Origin of the sequence: Streptomyces sp. WM6372, from assembly GCF_001279655.1 — a bacterium.
Taxonomy (GTDB): Bacteria; Actinomycetota; Actinomycetes; order Streptomycetales; family Streptomycetaceae; genus Streptomyces.
In genome coordinates, this window is sequence record NZ_LGDB01000215.1 from 1 (window position 1) to 18,524 (window position 18,524).

Here is an 18,524-nt window from a genome sequence, read left to right on the forward strand (position 1 = left end):
CCCCCGGCGACCCGCCCCGGGGGGGCCGAGGGGGAGGTGGCGGGCCCGCGCCGTGGGGCCCGTACGTCCCGTCCATGTCACGGCTGCGCTGCAAGCGGGGACACCCTGGACGGCTCAAACCCACCGGCTCGTAGAATCGCCGGGTGGATACGACCCTGGATGACCCCCTCGTCGGGCAGACACTCGACGGCCGCTACCGCGTCGACGCCCGCATCGCGGCCGGCGGCATGGCGACGGTCTACCGGGCCGTCGACACCCGCCTCGACCGCGTGCTGGCCCTCAAGGTGATGCACCCGGCGCTCGCCGCCGACGCCGGCTTCGTCGACCGCTTCATCCGGGAGGCCAAGTCCGTCGCCCGCCTCGCGCACCCCAACGTCGTGGCCGTCTTCGACCAGGGCACCGACGGGCCGTACACGTACCTCGCCATGGAGTACGTCTCGGGCTGCACCCTGCGCGACGTGCTGCGCGAGCGCGGCGCGCTCCAGCCCCGCGCGGCCCTCGACATCCTGGAGCCGGTCCTCGCCGCCCTCGGCGCCGCCCACCGCGCCGGGTTCGTGCACCGCGACATGAAGCCCGAGAACGTCCTGATCGGCGACGACGGCCGGGTCAAGGTCGCGGACTTCGGTCTGGTCCGCAGCGTCGACACCGTCACCAGCACGACCGGCGCCGTCCTCGGCACCGTCTCCTACCTCGCCCCCGAGCAGATCGAGAACGGCGTCACCGACACCCGCGTGGACGTCTACGCCTGCGGTGTCGTCCTGTACGAGATGCTCACCGGCGCCAAGCCGCACACCGGCGGCACCCCCGCCCAGGTGCTCTACCAGCACCTCCACGAGGACGTGCCGCCCCCGTCGGCCGCCGTCCCCGGGCTGCCCGCCATCCTGGACCAGCTCGTCACGTACGCCACCGCCCGCGATCCGGAGCTGCGGCCCACCGACGCCGCCGGACTGCTCGGGCTGGTGCTCGACGCCCGCGCGCTGCTCGGCGACGCCGAGCTGGACGCGGTGCCGCCGCAGGCGCGCGCCGAGGACCGGAGCGCCACCGAGGACCGCACCAGCGTGATCCCGCGGTCCCTCGCGGCGCAGCCGCCCGTACAGCAGACGTCCCGGCTGGAGCCACCGGACCGCCCGGAGGCCGCGCCGGCCCGCTCCCGGTCCCAGAACCGGGCACCCGCCTCGCGCCGCCCGCGCCGCGGCACGCTGCTCGTCATCGTCGGCGTGCTGCTCGCGCTCGGCATCGGCACCGGGGTCTGGTACATCAACTCGGGTCAGTTCACCAAGGTCCCCAACCTGCTCGGGAAGACGGAGGCGCAGGCCAAGTCCGACCTGTCCGCGGCCGGCCTCGGCGTGAAGCGGGTCGACCGGAAGTTCAGCGACAGCTTCGACCGCGGGACGGTGATGAACTCCGACCCGGAGAGCGGCAAGCGCATCCGCGGCAACGGCGCGGTGGTCCTCACGGTCTCGCGCGGCCCGGAGGTCGTCTTCGTACCGGACCTGAAGGGCAAGCCGCTGGAGGACGCGAAGGCCGAGCTGGCCAAGAGCGGTCTGGCGCCCGGCATGGTCACGCAGGCGTTCAGCCAGGACGTCGCCCAGGGTTCGGTGATCTCCACCGACCCGCAGGGCGGGCAGAAGCGCTCGCCCGACACGGCGGTCGCGATCGTGGTCAGCAAGGGCCGGCCGGTGCAGGTGACGAACGTGGTCGGACGCCCCCTGGACCAGGCGCGGGCCGCCCTCCAGGACCTCGGTCTCAAGGTCGAGACGGCCGCCGACCAGGTCAATTCGCCGTTCCCGGCCGGTACGGTCGCCAACCAGTCGATCGGCGCCGGCGCCCAGGCCGCGACCGGTGACACGGTGACGCTCACCGTGTCCAAGGGCCCCCGGCAGATCCCGGTGCCGCCCGTCATCGGCCAGGAGGCGGACGTGGCCCGCAGGACGCTGGAGGCGGCCGGTTTCAAGGTGAAGGTGGAGCGGCCGTTCCTGGGCTTCAGCAACACGGTGGACGCCCAGTCGGTGCCGGGCGGGCAGAGCGCCCCCGAGGGCAGCACGATCGTCCTGCGGACCAAGGGGCTGTAGCACTGTGGATCAGACAACGCGCAACCCCGTGGGCGGGCACGTCCCCGTCGCCGGCGGGCTCGCCTCGGTGGGGCTGACGTACGCGCGGGAGATGGGTGCCGAGGCCGTCCAGGTCTTCGTCGCCAATCCGCGCGGATGGGCCACCCCGGTGGGGAACCCGGCGCAGGACGAGCTGTTCCGCACGCAGTGCGCGCAGGAGTCGATCCCGGCGTACGTCCACGCCCCGTACCTGATCAACTTCGGCTCGCACACCGAGGCGACCGTCGAGAAGTCGGTGGAATCGCTGCGGCACTCGCTGCGCCGTGGCCGGGAGATCGGCGCGCTCGGAGTCGTCGTGCACACCGGCTCGGCGACCGGAGGGCGCCCGCGCGAGGCGGCGTACGCGCAGGTCAGGGAGCACATGCTGCCGCTGCTGGACGAGCTGACGCACGACGACGACCCGTTCCTGCTGCTGGAGTCCACGGCCGGGCAGGGCTCCTCGCTGTGCTCGCGGACCTGGGACTTCGGTCCGTACTTCGAGGCGCTCGACCACCACCCGAAGCTCGGGATCTGCCTGGACACCTGCCACGTCTTCGCCGCCGGGCACGATCTGGCGGAGCCGGGCGGGACGAAGCAGACGCTGGACCTGCTGGTGGAGACGGTGGGCGAGGGGCGGCTGAAGCTGATCCACGCGAACGACTCGAAGGAGGGCGTGGGCTCGCACAAGGACCGCCACGCCAACATCGGGCAGGGCCACATCGGCCGGGACGCCTTCGCCGAGCTGTTCGCGCACCCCGCGATGGAGGGCGTCCCGCTGATCACCGAGACGCCGGGCGGGAAGGAGGGCCACGCGGCGGACGTGGCCCTGCTGAAGGAACTGCGCGGGCTTCACTGACCGCGCCCCCGCGCCCTCCGCGCGGAATACCCCTGGGGGGTATACGGTTCTGCTGTACGCAGGACCGTTATCCGGCGTTCCCAGGGGGTTCCGATGGAACACGCACACGCACACGACGAGCAGCACGGGCACCAGGCGCGCCACGCGCACCCCGAAGACCGGGACCACCACGCCGACCACCGCAAGGCGAGCTGGGCCATGGCCGCCAGGGCCACCCTCCACTGCCTCACCGGATGCGCCGTCGGCGAGGTGCTCGGCATGGTCATCGGCACGGCACTGGGCTGGGGGAACGTTCCGACGATGATCCTGGCGATCGTCCTGGCGTTCTTCTTCGGCTACGCGCTCACCCTGCGCGGGATCCTCACCGCGGGCGTGGACCTGCGTACGGCCGTCCGGGTGGCGTTGGCGGCGGACACCCTTTCGATCGCCGTCATGGAGCTGATCGACAACGGCGTGATCGCGCTCTGGCCCGGAGCGATGGACGCGCGCCTCTCGGAGGCGCTGTTCTGGATCGCGCTGGCGATCTCGCTCGCACTCGCCTTCGTGGTGACGACCCCGGTCAACAAGTGGCTGATCGGCCGCGGCAAGGGCCACGCGGTCGTCCACCAGTACCACTGACCGACCTGCGGGCGCGCCCGGCGAGCCCGGACTGATCCAAAGGACACGGCCTAGAGCTCGGGGCCGTCCCCCGGCTCCTCCTGGTACGAGTAGCGCTGCTCCCGCCAGGGGTCGCCGATGTTGTGGTAGCCGCGCTCCTCCCAGAAGCCGCGGCGGTCGGCGGTCATGTACTCGATGCCGCGGACCCACTTCGGGCCCTTCCACGCGTACAGGTGCGGCACCACGAGCCGTACCGGGAAACCGTGTTCGGCGGTGAGCAGTTCGCCGCCCTCGTGGGTGGCGAAGACGGTCCGGTCGGAGGCGAAGTCGGCCAGCCGCAGATTGGAGCTGAAGCCGTACTCGGCCCACACCATCACATGCGTGACCTGCGGCGACGGCGGCGCCAGGTCGAGTATGCCGCGGGCGAGGACCCCACCCCACTCGGCGCCCGGCATGCTGAACTTCGTCACGCAGTGCAGGTCCGCCACGACCGAGTCGAACGGCAGGGCCGTGAACTCCTCGTGGTTCCAGCAGTGCTTCTCACCGTCGGCGGTGGCCCCGAAGACGCGGAACTCCCAGCGGTCCGGCTTGAACTTGGGGACCGGGCCGTAGTGGGTGACCGGCCAGCCGCGCTGCAGCCGCTGCCCCGGAGGAAGCTCCAGTTGCTCTGCTCCCGGAGATTCCCGGCTTTCCGGCTGACCCATGTCTCCATGGTGACAGACGCGGCAGGGTGGTCACGACCAGGTATGCCCCTATACGGGCAAGTCACGCCAACTCACACTAAGGAGGCACTTACTGGACGACCCCCTGCGGCGGTGCAAGGATGCGCGCACTCCCCCAGTCACGGCTGGGGCGGTACCCCAGCCCCGTCACACAGCTGACATTGCCTGGAAGGAGCCTCTGCGATGCAGGGCGACCCCGAGGTCCTCGAGTTTCTGAACGAGCAGTTGACCGGCGAGCTCACGGCGATCAACCAGTACTGGCTCCACTACCGGATCCAGGACAACAAGGGTTGGACGAAGCTCGCGCATTACACCCGTGCCGAGTCCATCGACGAGATGAAGCACGCGGACAAGATCACCGAGCGCATCCTGATGCTGGACGGGCTGCCGAACTACCAGCGGCTCTTCCACGTACGGGTCGGCCAGACCCTGACGGAGATGTTCCAGGCGGACCGGCAGGTCGAGGTCGAGGCCATCGACCGCCTCAAGCGCGGGATCGAGGTGATGCGCGGCAAGGGCGACGTGACCTCGGCGCGGCTCTTCGAGGACATCCTGGCGGACGAGGAGCACCACATCGACTACCTCGACACCCAGCTGGAGCTCATCGAGGCCATCGGGGAGCCGCTCTACATCGCGCAGCAGATCGAGCAGCCGGAGAGCTGAGCCCCGGGCCGCGGGCCCCGGGCCTTACGCGGCTTCCGCGAGCTCCGGGTCGGCGGCCAGCACGGCGGTCGCGTTGCCCTTCTCCAGCAGCTCCCGGCGCGGGCAGGCCCCGCGGCCCAGGATGCCCTGGATGGTGCGCACGCAGGATCCGCAGTCGGTGCCGGCCTTGGTGACCGAGGCGATCTGGCGAGGAGTGCAGGCGCCGGCGGCCGCGTGGTCCTTGACCTGCTTGTCGGTGATCCCGAAGCAAGAGCAGACGTACACGCGGTTCACCTCCCACAGGAATGGTTTCTGCAGCCATCCCCTATTCGGTGAGGCTTACCTAACCGTACCCAAAGTGAGGCTTACCTAAAAGCCCTGGAAACGACGGTGGGGCACGGATCACATCGATCCGTGCCCCACCGTCGTACGTATCTACAGGGCATGCGCCCTACGTACTGATCCGCTTACTGGTCGCGGTACATCTCGGCGACGAGGAAGGCCAGGTCCAGGGACTGGCTGCGGTTGAGCCGCGGGTCGCAGGCCGTCTCGTAGCGCTGGTGCAGGTCGTCGACGAAGATCTCGTCGCCGCCGCCCACGCACTCGGTGACGTCGTCACCGGTGAGCTCGACGTGGATGCCGCCCGGGTGGGTGCCCAGGGCCTTGTGGACCTCGAAGAAGCCCTTGACCTCGTCGAGCACGTCGTCGAAACGGCGCGTCTTGTGGCCGGAGGCCGCCTCGAAGGTGTTGCCGTGCATCGGGTCGGTGACCCAGGCGACGGTCGCGCCCGAGGCCGTGACCTTCTCGACCAGCTCGGGGAGCTTGTCGCGGACCTTGTCGGCGCCCATGCGGACGACGAAGGTCAGCCGGCCCGGCTCGCGGTCGGGGTCCAGGCGGTCGATGTACGTCAGCGCCTCGTCCACGGTGGTGGTCGGGCCGAGCTTGATGCCGATCGGGTTGGCGATCTGCGAGCAGAACTCGATGTGCGCGTGGTCGAGCTGGCGGGTGCGCTCGCCGATCCAGACCATGTGGCCGGAGGTGTCGTACAGCTTCCCGGTGCGGGAGTCCGTACGGGTCAGCGCGCCCTCGTAGTCGAGCAGCAGCGCCTCGTGGGAGGCGTAGAACTCCACGGCCTTGAACTCGGCCGGGTCGGTGCCGCACGCCTTCATGAAGTTCAGCGCGTTGTCGATCTCCCGCGCGAGCTGCTCGTAGCGCTGCCCGGACGGGGAGGACTTCACGAAGTCCTGGTTCCAGGCGTGCACCTGGCGCAGGTCGGCGTAACCACCGGTGGTGAAGGCGCGCACCAGGTTCAGCGTCGACGCGGAGGCGTTGTACATGCGCTTCAGCCGCTCGGGGTCCGGGATCCGGGCCTCTTCGGTGAAGGCGAAGCCGTTGACGGAGTCGCCGCGGTAGGTCGGCAGGGTGACGCCGTCGCGGGTCTCGGTGTCCTTGGAGCGCGGCTTGGAGTATTGGCCGGCGATGCGGCCGACCTTGACGACGGGCACGGAGGCCGCGTACGTCAGGACGGCGCTCATCTGGAGCAGCGTCTTCAGCTTGGCGCGGATGTGGTCGGCGGACACGGCGTCGAAGGCCTCGGCGCAGTCGCCGCCCTGCAGCAGGAACGCCTCGCCCTTGGCGACGGCTCCCAGACGGGCGCGCAGCTGGTCGCACTCACCCGCGAAAACGAGCGGAGGATACGACTCGAGGTCCGCGACGACAGCGCGCAGTGCCTCGGCATCGGGGTACGAAGGCTGCTGCGCCGCGGGAAGGTCTCGCCAGGTCGCCTTGGCGGCGGGGGCTTGGGTTTCAGCGTTCACGGTCACCTCGTACACATTACGGCGTCTTGCGCCACGTCCAGCCCGGCGCCCACTCCGTGAGACGGGTGTCTCTGCGGACGCGTGGGGGCTCGCGGGCGGGATCGCGGGTGGGCTATCGTCGGCCGCATGTACGCGCACTCGAACCAGAACTGGTGGTGGCCCGCTCCCGGCGGCCCACTTCTCGCGCGTACCCACTGACACGCACGACGCGAAGGCCGCCCGAGGGGCGGCCTTCGGTGTTTTCCGGGCCCGGCCGCTCCTCCTCCACCCCACTCCACGGAGAAGGACGCCACCCCATGCGACCCAGCAGCACCAGCAGCACGCCCGACCCGCTCCGCCGCCTGCTCGACGACGGGTCCTGCCCGCCCTTCGCCCTGCTGCGCCGGCGGACCCCCGGCCGCGACCACGACACCGTCGAGGTGCTGATCGGCCCGGTGCACGAGGCCGGGCGCCTCGCCGAGCTGCCCGTTCGGGAGCTGCCCACCCTCGCCCTCGTCCCGTTCCGGCAGATCCGCGAGCGCGGGTTCGACGTGCGCGACGACGGCACGCCGCTGGCCGTGCTGACCGCCGAGGAGGCGTACGAGATCCCCCTCGCGCAGGCGCTGGACGCGCTGCCGGAGCACCCGGTGCGGGTCGAGGGCGGCGGCTTCGACGTACCCGACGAGGAGTACGCGGCCACCGTCGAGCGCGTGATCCGGGACGAGATCGGCCGCGGCGAGGGGGCGAACTTCGTCATCCGGCGCACGTACGAGGGCCGCATCGAGGGCTTCGGGCGGGCCGACGCGCTCGCACTGTTCCGGCGGCTGCTGGTGGGCGAGCGGGGCGCGTACTGGACGTACGTCGTCCACACCGGGGACCGGACGCTGGTGGGGGCCAGCCCGGAGGTACACGTACGGATGTCCGGCGGCACGGTGGTGATGAACCCGATCAGCGGGACGTACCGCTATCCGGCCGGCGGCCCGACCGCCGAGTCCCTCCTCGCCTTCCTCGGCGACCGCAAGGAGACCGAGGAGCTGTCCATGGTCGTGGACGAGGAGCTCAAGATGATGTGCACGGTCGGCGACCGGGGCGGGGCCGTCGTCGGGCCGCGGCTTAAGGAGATGGCGCACCTCGCGCACACCGAGTACGAGCTGCGCGGCCGGTCCTCGCTGGACGTACGGGAGGTGCTGCGCGAGACGATGTTCGCGGCGACGGTGACGGGGTCGCCGGTACAGAACGCCTGCCGGGTGATCGAGCGGTACGAGGCGGGCGGGCGCGGCTACTACGCGGGCGCGCTGGCCCTGCTCGGCGTGGACGCCTCGGGGTCCCAGACGCTGGACTCGCCGATCCTGATCCGGACCGCGGACATCGCGGCGGACGGCGCGCTGCGGGTGCCGGTGGGGGCGACGCTGGTGCGGCACTCGGATCCGGCGGGCGAGGTCGCGGAGACGCACGCGAAGGCGGCGGGGGTGCTGGCGGCGCTCGGGGTCCGCCCGGCGGCGCCGCGAGCGGCCTTCGAGGGGGCACGGCTCGGGGAGGACCCCCGGGTGCGGGCGGCGCTGGCGGCCCGGCGGGCGGACCTGGCCCCGTTCTGGCTGCGGATGCAGGAGCGGCCGGCGGCCGTGACCGGCCACGCCCTGGTGGTGGACGGCGAGGACACCTTCACGGCGATGCTGGCGCACGTGCTGCGGGTGACGGGGCTGGAGGTGACCGTACGCCGCTACGACGATCCCGGGCTGCGGGCGGCGGCCCTGTCGTGGACCGGCCCGATCGTCATGGGCCCGGGGCCGGGGAACCCGGCGGACGCCGCCGACCCGAAGATGCGGATGCTGCGCGCACTGGCCGGCGAACTGCTCGCGGGACACCGGCACGGCCTGCTCGGCGTCTGCCTGGGCCACGAGCTGCTGGCGGCCGAGCTGGGCCTGCCGCTGATCCGCAAGGCGGAGCCGGCACAGGGGGCGCAGACGCGGATCGACTTCTTCGGCAGGGAGGAGGTGGTGGGCTTCTACAACACGTACACGGCCCACTGCCCCGACGAGGCGGCCGCCCGCTTGTCCGACCGGGGCGTGGAGGTCTCCCGCGACCCGGCGACGGCGGAGGTCCACGCCCTGCGGGCCCCCGCCTTCGCGGGGGTCCAGTTCCACCCGGAGTCCGTCCTCACCCTGGGCGGCGCGCAGCTGCTGCACGAGCTGCTGACGGGCCTGCGCGCCGCCGCCCCGGCGTAGCCCGGGTCCGCCGCGCGGGGACCGGCCCCGGTCCCCGCGCGGCCGGATCCGTCAGGCCGGGGCCGGGGCCGTCAGGCCGGGGTCGGAGCCGTCAGGCCGGGGTCGGCTTCTTGCGGCGGGCGGCGAGGCTCCGTACCAGCTGGGTGGCCAGGATCGGGCCGAGCACCGCCATGGCGACGAGGAAGGCCGTGAGGTTCCCGAAGGCCAGCGCCAGCGTCACCGGGACGCCCACCGCCGGATCCGCGAAGGCCAGCCAAGGGTCCACCCGCTCCCCCGGTCCGGATCGGAGCGCGGGCCGCAGGGCCCGTACGGCGTACACGAACTGTGCAGCGGCGGCGGCCAGCAGGAGCCAGCGGGCCGCGGAAGGTATGTCCACAGGGGCGAATCTAGGCCATGCACCCGCGCCGCGCGCATGGCCGCTGCCTTAACTCGGGGTGAACCCGCGTCACTCGGGGGACAGCGTGTTCTCCGAGCGGCGCCCCGCCACGTAGTCCGCCACGTTCCGGACCGTCGCCTCGATGATCTGGCCCACCGCATCGTGCGTGTAGTACGCCTGGTGCGAGGTCACCACGACGTTCGGGAACGTGATCAGGCGCGCCAGGGTGTCGTCCTCGACGGCCTCCAGGGACCTGTCCAGGAAGAAGAGCCCGGCCTCCGCCTCGTACACGTCCAGTCCCACCCCCTCGAACCGCCCCGCCCGCAGCTCCGACACCAGCGCATCGGTGTCGATCAGCCCGCCCCGGCTGGAGTTCACGAGGATCGCGTCGTCCTTCATCATCCGCAGGGCCGCCGCGTCGATGAGGTGGTGCGTCGACTCCAGCAGCGGTACGTGCAGGCTGACCAGGTCCGCCGACGTGAACAGCTCCTCCTTGTCCACGTACTTCATGCCCAGCTCCAGGCAGGCCGGGTTCTGCGCGACGTCCCAGCCCAGCAGGCTCATGCCGTACCCGTGCGCGATCCGCGTGAACGCCTCGCCGATCCTGCCGGTCCCGAGCACCCCCACCGTACGGCCGTGCAGGTCGCGGCCCATCAGCCCGTTCAGCCGGAAGTCGAAGTCCCGCGTCCGGTTCGAGGCCCGGACGATGCGCCGGTTCACGGCCATCGCCAGGGTCCACGCGAACTCGGCCACGGAGTACGGGGAGTAGTACGACACCCGGCTCACCGTCATGCCGAGCTGCCGGGCGACGTCCAGGTCGATGTTGTTGAAGCCCGTCGACCGCTGAGCGATCATCTTCGTCCCGCCCCCGGCCAGGGTCCGCAGCACCCGCCCGCCCAGATCCGCGTTCACGCTCGACGAGACGACCTCGTACCCGGCCGCGATGGGGGCGGTGTCCTCGGTGAGGAAGACGTCCAGGCAGCGCACCTCGTGCCGTCCGGTGTCCGCGAACGCCTTCTCGATCAGCGGTCTCTCGTCGCCCTGCACTCCGAATGCCAGGATTTCCACGTTCGCTCCCGTGCTGTGGACAACCCAACGGACCATGGGTCGTTTCGTCACCTTACGTCCGATACGACCCACGGCCCGCTCACCCGCTCCGGGTTACCCGCTCCGGGTCAGCCGAAGAACACCCCGACCTCCGTGTACAGCGCCGGGTCCACCGTCTTCAGCTTCGCCGTCGCGTCGGCGATCGGCACCCGCACGATGTCCGTCCCCTTCAGCGCGACCATCTTCCCGAAGTCGCCCTCGTGCACGGCGTCGATCGCGTGCAGCCCGAACCGCGTCGCCAGCCACCGGTCGAACGCGCTCGGCGTGCCGCCGCGCTGGATGTGCCCGAGCACCGTGGTCCGGGCCTCCTTGCCCGTCCGCGCCTCGATCTCCTTGGCCAGCCACTCCCCCACGCCCGACAGCCGGACGTGCCCGAACGAGTCGGTGGTGGCGTCCTTCAGCACCATCTCCCCGTCCTTGGGCATGGCCCCCTCCGCGACCACCACGATCGGCGCGTAGCTCGCCTTGAACCGGGAGGTCACCCACGCGCACACCTGGTCCAGGTCGAAGCGCTGCTCCGGGATGAGGATGACGTTGGCGCCGCCCGCCAGCCCCGAGTGCAAGGCGATCCAGCCGGCGTGCCGGCCCATCACCTCCACGACCAGCACCCGCATGTGCGACTCGGCCGTGGTGTGCAGCCGGTCGATGGCCTCCGTGGCGATGCCCACCGCCGTGTCGAAGCCGAAGGTGTAGTCGGTGGCCGACAAGTCGTTGTCGATGGTCTTCGGGACGCCGACGCACGGGATGCCGAACTCCCCGTACAGCTTGGCGGCCACGCCCAGGGTGTCCTCGCCGCCGATCGCGACGAGGGCCTCGACCTCGTACTTGGCGAGGTTCTCCTTGATCCGCCGGACCCCGTTCTCCTGCTTGAACGGGTTGGTCCGCGAGGAGCCGAGGATGGTGCCGCCGCGCGGCAGGATGCCGCGGACGGCGGGGATGCCGAGCGGGACGGTGTCGCCGTCGACCGCGCCGCGCCAGCCGTCCTTGAACCCGACGAAGTCGCACCCGTACTCCTGGACGCCCTTGCGGACGACGGCCCGGATGACCGCGTTGAGACCGGGGCAGTCGCCGCCGCCCGTCAGCACTCCGACCTTCATGGAATTTCCCTTCGCCACAGGGCCCACCGAGCCCGCATGGCGGTCACGCTAGTGGTGACTCAGGTCACAGCAAGGGCCTGGGAAGGGTCAATTCCGGTGGAATCACGGGGTGTTGCGTTTCACCGTTCACTCGTACGAGGACATGAGTACGACGCACGAGACGGTGAACGTCCCCCGTTACGCGTCGTCGAGGCCGCGCTCTATCGCGTACCGGACGAGCTCGACGCGGTTGTGCAGTTGGAGCTTGCCCAGGGTGTTCTGCACGTGGTTCTGCACCGTGCGGTGCGAGATGACGAGGCGCTCCGCGATCTGCTTGTACGAGAGCCCCTTGGCCACCAGCCGCAGCACCTCGGTCTCCCGGTCGGTCAGCTGGGGGACCTTCGGCTCGTCGGGGGCGGCGGGCGCGGGGTCGGTGGCCAGGCGCCGGTACTCGCCGAGCACCAGCCCGGCCAGGCCCGGGGTGAACACCGGGTCGCCGGCCGCGGTGCGGCGCACGGCGTCGATCAGCTCCTGGGCGCCCGCGGACTTCAGCAGGTAGCCGGTGGCCCCGGACTTCACCGCCTCCAGGACGTCGGCGTGCTCACCGCTCGCGGACAGGACCAGGACGCGCAGCGCGGGGTTGGCGCCGACGAGCTCCTTGCAGACCTGCACCCCGGGCATGCCCGGCAGGTTGAGGTCGAGGACCAGGACGTGGGGGGCGGCCGGGACGGCCCGGCGGACGGCCTCGGGGCCGTCGCCGGCCGTGGCGACCACGTCGAAGCCCGCGGCGGCGAGGTCGCGGGCGACCGCGTCCCGCCACATCGGGTGGTCGTCGACGACCATCACCTTGATCTCGTGCGGCTGCGGCTGTGGCTGCGGCTCGGCGGTCTTGCTCACTGGGTCCTCCCCCTCGGTACTTTCAGTTCCACTTCGGTGCCCTGCCCGGGGACGGACACCAGCTCGGCGCTGCCGCCGAGGTCCCGCAGCCGGCCGCGGATGGACAGGGCCACGCCCATCCGGCCCTCGCCCTCGGCCTGGTCGAGCCGGCCCGCCGGAATGCCCGGGCCGTCGTCGCGTACGGTCACGATCACCTCGTCGCCCCAGTCCTCGACCAGGATCCACGCCCGGGCCCCGTCCCCGGCGTGCTTGCGCACGTTGTCGAGGGCGGCCCCGACGGCCGCGGCCAGCTCCTTCGCCGCGGGCACCGGCAGCGGCACCGGCGTACCCGGCTCGGCGAAGCTGACCCGGGATCCGGCGTGCGGCGCGAGCAGGCTCCGCAGGTCCAGCTCCCCCTCGTCCGCGCCGGGCTCCTCCACCTCGTACGCGTCGACCAGCGCGCCGAGCGACTCGTCCCGGCAGATCCGGGAGGTGGGCACCAGCCCGCTGGAGACCAGGGTGCGCAGCGCCACCTCCTGCTCCCCGGCCATCCGGCCGAGCTCGGCGGCCTCGCCGCCCAGTTCGGTGCCGCGCCGCTGGACCATGGCGAGGACCTGGAGGACCCCGTCGTGGATGTCGCGGGCGAGCCGCTCGCGTTCGCGGGTGGCGGCCTCGATCTCCAGGGCGCGGGCCAGCGTGGCCTCACTGGCCCGGGCGACCTCGACGACGTACCCGATGGCGATGGAGGCGACCCAGACCAGCAGCACGTTGTGCAGGGTGTCGCGGGTGGGCTCGCCGCCGTGGACGACGATGTTGGCCACGGCCACGAAGGTCGAGGCGAAGCCGGCCCAGCGCCAGCCGCCCTTGATGGCGAAGGCGAGGACGGAGCCCGCCGTCCAGATGGAGGGGAGGGTGGGCCCGCCCGCGGCGATCCGCGCGTCGCTGTCCGCGAGCGGGGTGAGCAGGACGCCGACGAGCGCGACGGTGAGGTCGGCGCCGAGGAAGCGCTTGGTGCAGCTGGCCGCGTTCGCCACCCGGCGGTGGGTCGCCAGGGTCCAGGCGGCGAGCACGGCGAGGTAGCCGGCCGCCACCCAGGGCCGGTCGAAGTCCCGGTACGCCGAGGCGAACAGCAGGCCCGCGTAGACCATGGTGATCAGCCGGTAGGCCGTCAGCGCCCGCCACAGCGGCTGCTCGACCGACATGCGCACGACGCGCTCGCGTTTCGCCATCTCCCCCACCCCGTGCGGGCGATGCCGCCCGTGCTCTACTCCGCGGCCTTGTCGTTCTTGTCGGCGTGCTGTTCGGCGCTCTTGTCCGCGGCGGCCTTGGCGGCCTTCTCGGCCTTCTCCGCGTCGGCGATCTGCCGCTTGGCGGCCGTCGCGTAGATGTCGACGTACTCCTGGCCGGACAGCTTCATGATCTCGTACATGACCTCGTCGGTCACCGAGCGCAGGATGAAGCGGTCGCCGTCCATGCCCTGGTAGCGGCTGAAGTCCAGCGGCTTGCCGATGCGGATGCCGGGGCGCATCAGCTTGGGGACGACCTTGCCGGGCGGCTGGATCTTCTCCGTGTCGATCATCGCGACGGGGATCACCGGCGCCCCGGTGGCCAGGGCCACGCGGGCCAGTCCGCCGGGCTTGCCGCGGTAGAGGCGGCCGTCGGGTGAACGGGTCCCCTCGGGGTAGATACCGAACAGCTCCCCGCGCTCGATGACGTCGATGCCGCTCTTGATCGCGGCCTCGCCCGCACCGCGCGCACCGGAGCGGTCCACGGGGAGCTGGCCGACGCCCTTGAAGAAGGCGGCCGTCAGCTTGCCCTTGACGCCCGGGGAGGTGAAGTACTCCGCCTTCGCGATGAAGGTGACCTTCCGGTCCAGCACGGCCGGCAGGAAGAAGGAGTCCGAGAAGGACAGGTGGTTGCTCGCGAGGATCGCCGGCCCCTCGGCGGGAATGTTCTCGAGGCCCTCCACCCACGGCCTGAAGGCGAGCTTCAGGGACCCCCCGATGGAGAACTTCATTGCGCCGTAGATCAACTCGAAAGCCTTCCTGTGTCTGTCGAACAGACCATATCCCCTGGCTCGGGGCGGAGGGGGCGACGACCCTGGTCGGTGTCACCCCCGTCGCGTACGGTGAAGTCACACAGCGCTACGCACCCCCCACCCGTCGAAGGAGACCCTGGTGCCCGTCCTCCCTGGAGCCGAGCCGTTCCGCCACGAGGGCGGAGAGGTCGGTGTCCTCCTCTGCCACGGTTTCACCAGTACCACTCAGTCCATGCGCCCGTGGGCGGAGTACCTGGCCGGGCGGGGTCTGACGGTTTCCGTGCCGCTGCTGCCCGGGCACGGGACGCGGTGGCAGGACATGCAGCTCACCGGCTGGCAGGACTGGTACGCCGAGGTGGACCGGGCGCTGCGGGAGCTGCTGGAGCGGTGCACGCAGGTGTTCGTCTTCGGGCTGTCGATGGGCGGGGCGCTGACGCTGCGGCTGGCGGCCCGGCACGGGGACGCCGTGCGCGGCATCGTCCTGGTCAACCCGGTCAACAAGATCAACGACCCGATGGCCTTCGCCCTTCCGGTCGCGCAGCACTTCCTGCGGTCCACGCCGGGCATCGCGAGCGACATCGCCAAGCCGGGCGTCGCCGAGGTCGGCTACACCCGGGTCCCGACCCGGGCCGCGGCCTCGCTGCGGCAGTTCCTGAGGCTGGTCGACACCGAGTTGCCGCAGGTCACGCAGCCGGTGCTGCTGCTGCACAGCGTGCAGGACCACGTCGTGAACCCGGCCGACTCGGCGCGGATCCTCGCGCGGATCTCGTCGACGGACGTCACCGAGACCCTGCTGGAACAGAGCTACCACGTCGCGACGTTGGACCATGACGCGGAGCGGATCTTCGCGGACAGTTTTGCGTTCGTCGGACGGCTCGCGGAGAGCGTCGGCAGGGAGGGGGCGGCCAGCGGTGGCTGAGCACGAGGAGTCCCCGGGGGGTGTCCCCCCGCTGGACGAGGAGGCGGCCTGGGCGGCGATCGTCGCCGGGTACGGCCAGGAGCCGCCGGACCCGCCGGGGGCGAGGCCGTTCCGGCCGATCGAGAACCTGATGCTGCCGGAGGAGGACGTGGAGCCGGAGCCTGCGGCCGCGTCGTCGTCTGCGGAGCCCTCCGAGGAGCCGTCCGCGGAGCCGTCGGCGGAGCCCCCCGCGGAATCGCCGGCGGAGCCTGGGCCGGCGCCGACGGTGCTGGGGAGCTCGGTGGTGTTCGCTCCGGGGGTCGGTGTCGGCGGTACGGGGCCCGGGAGCGGACCCCGGGACCACGCGCCGGCGGAGCCGGACGAGAAGGACGAGGGGCACTTCGTCCCCCCGGAGCCGGAGCTGCCGCCGGCGGACACGACGGCGAAGTTCGCGTGGCTGGCGGTGGTCGGCGGACCGGTGCTGCTGCTCGTGGCCGTGCTGTTGCAGTGGGACATGACCTGGTGGCTCACGACGCTGGGGATCGGCGGGTTCCTGGGCGGGTTCGCGACGCTCGTCGCGCGGATGTCGCAGGGCGATGACGACGATGACGATCCGGGCCGCGGTGCCGTGGTCTGATGTTCTGACGCGCCGCTGCCTCCCCGACGCGCCGCTCGCACGGCTCGGCCCTGGCGGGCCTCCCCGGCTTCGCGCCGCCGCGTCGGACTCCGTCCGACGGGCTGGGGGCGGGGCCCACGGTGGGCCCCGCCGTGATCCGCCGTGATCCGCCGTGATCCGCCGAAGGCTAGCGCGGGGCGGGGAGGCGGAGGGTGGCCAGGACCGGGAGATGGTCCGTGGCGACGTGCAGGTCCCGGGGGGTGACCCCGGGCAGGCCCTCGGGGACTCCGCAGGCCAGGACCTCCACCCCCGGCGAGGCGAAGACGGCGTCGATCCGCCGGTCCGGCGCCGCCGCCGGGAAGGTGCGCTCACCGCCCCACGGGGACACCGTCCAGCAATCCCGCAGGCTCTCGGTGAGGCGCCCGTAGGCCGGCCCGCCAGGGGCCTCGTTCACGTCCGCCGCCACGATCGCGTACGGCGCCTCCAGCGACGCGGCCCGCTGTGCGAGCAGTCCTGCCTGCACGGTCCGCTCCGCCCGGTCCAGGGACAGGTGCGCGCTGACGGCCCCGACCCGCGCGGCCCCGAAGCGGACCACCGCCGTGGCGAAGCCCCGCCGGTGCAGCCCCGGGGTCCTCGGGAGCAGGACGTCCTCCGTCCGCTCCACGAAGGCCCGTAGCGAGCACAGGAGCAGCGGGCCCGCGGCCGTGGCGCCCCCGCTCAGCACCACCAGGTCCGTCTTGGCGGCCAGCCGCGCCGCGTGCTTGCGCCAGCGGAAGAACCGGGGAGCCTCCTGGATGAAGACCAGGTCCGGGGCGCAGGCGCGGATCACCCGGGCCAGCGCCTCCTCGTCGTCCCGCATCGAGCGGATGTTGTAGCTGAGGGCTCGGATCACCGCGGAACCGTCGGGTTCCGTCACAGAGTTCGGCAGCATGGACGGCAACATAGCCAGACTGCCCGCCGTGCCCCAGAGGGCGCGGCGGGCAGTTCGGGCAACAGACGGTGTCAGCCCTGGCGGGCCAGGTCCGCCGCGCCCACGAGCCCGGCCTTGCCGCCGAGCTGCGCGGCCAGCACCTGCGCGTGCGGGCGCCAGGCGCCGCCGACCAGCCAGCGCTTGAAGGACTTGCGGATCGGGTCGAGGACGAGGTCGCCCTCGTCGGAGACCCCGCCGCCGACGATGAACGCCGACGGGTCGAAGAGCGAGGCCAGGTCGGCCAGGCCCGCGCCCGCCCAGCGGGCCAGCTCGCGGAAGGCGTCGATGGCGACCAGGTCGCCGGCCCGCGCCGCTTCGCTGATGTGCTTGCCCTCGATGCCCTCGGGGGTGCCGTCGCCGAGCGCGAGCAGGGCCACCGCGTTCTCGGGGGTGGCGTTGGCGCGCTGCTTCGCGTACCGGACGAGCGCGCGGCCGGAGGCGTACTGCTCCCAGCAGCCCTGGCTGCCGCACCCGCACAGCAGGCCGTCCGGGACCACCCGGATGTGCCCGAACTCGGCGGCCACGCCGAAGCGTCCGCGGCGCAGCTTGTTGCCGATGATGATGCCGCCGCCCAGGCCCGTGCCGAGCGTGATGCAGATGACGTCGTCGTGGCCCTGGCCGGCGCCGAAGCGGTACTCGCCCCAGGCCGCGCAGTTCGCGTCGTTCTCGACGACGACCGGCAGGCCGATGCGCTGCTCGACCTTGTCCTTGAGCGGCTCGTGGCGCCAGTTGATGTTCGGCGCGAAGAGCACGGTCGCCCGCTTGTCGTCCACGTATCCGGCGGCGCCGATGCCGACGGCCTCGATGGTGTGGTTGCTGCTGACTTCGGACACTGCGGCGCAGATCGCGTCCGTCACGCCGTCCGCGGTCGGCGGGGTGGGCACCTTGTACGTCTCAAGGATGGTGCCCTCTTCGTCGACCACGCCGGCCGCGATCTTCGTGCCGCCGATGTCGACGCCGATGGTGAGTCCCATTAGTCCCTCGGTTTCCGGTCAAACCCCGCCACGGCCAACGGTACCCGAGGGCGAGGGGGCATCCGGCGGATCAGGGCCGGAAAGCCCGGGGTGCCGGACCCCGGGCCCGGTCGTGATCCGCCGGATGCCCCCTGAGCGTCTCAGTCGAGATCGATCCGCTGCGTCGGACCGCTCCCGCCCTCGTCACGGGGGTCGGAATGATCGCCGGAGGGGCGCTCGGCGGGAGAGCCGGGGGCGGGCTCGTCGCGGGTCCAGCGGCGCTCGTGGCCCTCGACGGCCGAGCGGTACGCGGCGAGCAGCTCGGAGCCGGCGGCCGCGAGGTGGTCGAAGACCTCGGGGTTGCGCTCGACGACGGGCTTGGCGGCGGCCTTCGCCTGGTTGACGAACTGGCGTACGGCGCCCTGGGCGGCGGCGCCGAGCAGCGGGTTGTTCAGCCCGGACACCTTGTCGGCGACGGCCTCGAACAGCTTGAACAGTTCCTCGGCGGCGGTCCCGGTGCCGCTCCCGGCGCCCGCGCCGGAGCCGCCCTGGCGGGCACGGCGGCGCTCCTGCTCCGCGGCGAGGTCCTCGGCGCAGGCCTTGGCCCAGGCGTCGTCGTCGGTGGGACGGTCGGTGGCCTCGCTCATGGCGGACTCTCCTGCGGAAGCTGCTGGACGTGCGGTACG

The 18,524-nt window shown here is 72.0% G+C and carries 19 protein-coding genes; 7 read left to right on the forward strand and 12 right to left on the reverse strand.

Translation table 11 applies throughout. The features are described from left to right. Positions 1-143 precede the first annotated feature (143 nt). The 3 genes from pknB to ADK52_RS29510 all read left to right on the forward strand — a co-directional run bounded on the left by pknB (position 144) and on the right by ADK52_RS29510 (position 3,564). Positions 144-2,072: a Stk1 family PASTA domain-containing Ser/Thr kinase gene (gene pknB, locus ADK52_RS29500; protein ID WP_053692906.1), complete on the forward strand. Its 1,929-nt coding sequence runs from the start codon at positions 144-146 to the stop codon at positions 2,070-2,072. 4 nt (positions 2,073-2,076) lie between these two features. Beyond that, positions 2,077-2,946, forward strand: a complete 870-nt coding sequence (locus tag ADK52_RS29505) for a deoxyribonuclease IV (RefSeq protein WP_053692907.1) — start codon at positions 2,077-2,079, stop codon at positions 2,944-2,946. Between the two features lie 93 nt (positions 2,947-3,039). Next, positions 3,040-3,564: a DUF4396 domain-containing protein gene (locus tag ADK52_RS29510; protein ID WP_053692908.1), complete on the forward strand. Its 525-nt coding sequence runs from the start codon at positions 3,040-3,042 to the stop codon at positions 3,562-3,564. A 50-nt stretch (positions 3,565-3,614) separates the two neighbouring features. On the opposite strand, the gene ADK52_RS29515 is transcribed toward ADK52_RS29510, so the two are convergent. Continuing rightward, the gene (locus tag ADK52_RS29515; protein ID WP_053692909.1) at positions 3,615-4,247 is read right to left on the reverse strand and encodes a sulfite oxidase-like oxidoreductase; all 633 of its coding nucleotides are present in this window, start codon (positions 4,245-4,247) and stop codon (positions 3,615-3,617) included. A 201-nt stretch (positions 4,248-4,448) separates the two neighbouring features. Here ADK52_RS29515 and bfr point away from each other — a divergent pair, with 201 nt between their 5' ends. After that, complete coding sequence (gene bfr / locus ADK52_RS29520) at positions 4,449-4,928, forward strand: bacterioferritin (protein WP_053692910.1); 480 nt, start codon at positions 4,449-4,451, stop codon at positions 4,926-4,928. 24 nt (positions 4,929-4,952) lie between these two features. On the opposite strand, the gene ADK52_RS29525 is transcribed toward bfr, so the two are convergent. Together ADK52_RS29525 and ADK52_RS29530 are read right to left on the reverse strand one after the other, a co-directional pair. Next, a complete protein-coding gene (locus ADK52_RS29525) occupies positions 4,953-5,201 on the reverse strand; it encodes a (2Fe-2S)-binding protein (protein WP_053692911.1) in 249 nt (82 codons plus the stop codon). 173 nt (positions 5,202-5,374) lie between these two features. Continuing rightward, the gene (locus ADK52_RS29530; RefSeq protein WP_053693017.1) at positions 5,375-6,724 is read right to left on the reverse strand and encodes a class II 3-deoxy-7-phosphoheptulonate synthase; all 1,350 of its coding nucleotides are present in this window, start codon (positions 6,722-6,724) and stop codon (positions 5,375-5,377) included. A 296-nt stretch (positions 6,725-7,020) separates the two neighbouring features. Between ADK52_RS29530 and ADK52_RS29535 the strand changes: the two genes are divergently transcribed. Further along, entirely contained in the window at positions 7,021-8,928 is a 1,908-nt protein-coding gene (locus tag ADK52_RS29535) for an anthranilate synthase family protein (RefSeq protein WP_053692912.1), read from the forward strand. A gap of 91 nt (positions 8,929-9,019) precedes the next feature. Here ADK52_RS29535 and ADK52_RS41825 read toward each other — a convergent pair whose 3' ends face one another. The 6 genes from ADK52_RS41825 to ADK52_RS29565 all read right to left on the reverse strand — a co-directional run bounded on the left by ADK52_RS41825 (position 9,020) and on the right by ADK52_RS29565 (position 14,395). Then, a complete protein-coding gene (locus ADK52_RS41825) occupies positions 9,020-9,304 on the reverse strand; it encodes a hypothetical protein (RefSeq protein ID WP_053692913.1) in 285 nt (94 codons plus the stop codon). 69 nt (positions 9,305-9,373) lie between these two features. Next, positions 9,374-10,372, reverse strand: coding sequence for a 2-hydroxyacid dehydrogenase (locus ADK52_RS29545; RefSeq protein WP_053692914.1), 999 nt, complete (start codon positions 10,370-10,372; stop codon positions 9,374-9,376). A 107-nt stretch (positions 10,373-10,479) separates the two neighbouring features. Next, on the reverse strand, positions 10,480-11,508 hold the full coding sequence (locus ADK52_RS29550) for a 6-phosphofructokinase (protein ID WP_053692915.1): 1,029 nt from the start codon (positions 11,506-11,508) through the stop codon (positions 10,480-10,482). Positions 11,509-11,685: 177 nt separating this feature from the next. After that, positions 11,686-12,330 (reverse strand): response regulator, encoded by a 645-nt coding sequence (locus ADK52_RS29555; protein ID WP_051696177.1) that lies wholly within the window; start codon positions 12,328-12,330, stop codon positions 11,686-11,688. Positions 12,331-12,380: 50 nt separating this feature from the next. Then, positions 12,381-13,592: a MacS family sensor histidine kinase gene (gene macS / locus ADK52_RS29560; RefSeq protein ID WP_053693018.1), complete on the reverse strand. Its 1,212-nt coding sequence runs from the start codon at positions 13,590-13,592 to the stop codon at positions 12,381-12,383. 35 nt (positions 13,593-13,627) lie between these two features. Further along, positions 13,628-14,395 carry a lysophospholipid acyltransferase family protein gene (locus ADK52_RS29565; RefSeq protein ID WP_078988695.1) on the reverse strand — a complete coding sequence of 256 codons (768 nt, stop codon included), beginning with the start codon at positions 14,393-14,395 and terminating at the stop codon, positions 13,628-13,630. A 145-nt stretch (positions 14,396-14,540) separates the two neighbouring features. On the opposite strand from ADK52_RS29565, the gene ADK52_RS29570 reads away from it, so the two are divergent. Continuing rightward, positions 14,541-15,320 carry an alpha/beta hydrolase gene (locus ADK52_RS29570; RefSeq protein ID WP_053692918.1) on the forward strand — a complete coding sequence of 260 codons (780 nt, stop codon included), beginning with the start codon at positions 14,541-14,543 and terminating at the stop codon, positions 15,318-15,320. Further along, positions 15,313-15,936, forward strand: coding sequence for a hypothetical protein (locus ADK52_RS29575; protein WP_053692919.1), 624 nt, complete (start codon positions 15,313-15,315; stop codon positions 15,934-15,936). The genes ADK52_RS29570 and ADK52_RS29575 overlap by 8 nt, the downstream gene beginning before the upstream one ends. Positions 15,937-16,102: 166 nt before the next feature. On the opposite strand, the gene ADK52_RS29580 is transcribed toward ADK52_RS29575, so the two are convergent. From ADK52_RS29580 to ADK52_RS29590, 3 genes are all read right to left on the reverse strand, one after another. Next, positions 16,103-16,858 (reverse strand): endonuclease/exonuclease/phosphatase family protein, encoded by a 756-nt coding sequence (locus ADK52_RS29580; protein ID WP_053692920.1) that lies wholly within the window; start codon positions 16,856-16,858, stop codon positions 16,103-16,105. 59 nt (positions 16,859-16,917) lie between these two features. Further along, on the reverse strand, positions 16,918-17,859 hold the full coding sequence (locus ADK52_RS29585; RefSeq protein WP_053692921.1) for an ROK family glucokinase: 942 nt from the start codon (positions 17,857-17,859) through the stop codon (positions 16,918-16,920). 140 nt (positions 17,860-17,999) lie between these two features. Continuing rightward, positions 18,000-18,485, reverse strand: coding sequence for a DUF5304 domain-containing protein (locus ADK52_RS29590; protein WP_053692922.1), 486 nt, complete (start codon positions 18,483-18,485; stop codon positions 18,000-18,002). Between the last annotated feature and the right edge of the window lie 39 nt (positions 18,486-18,524).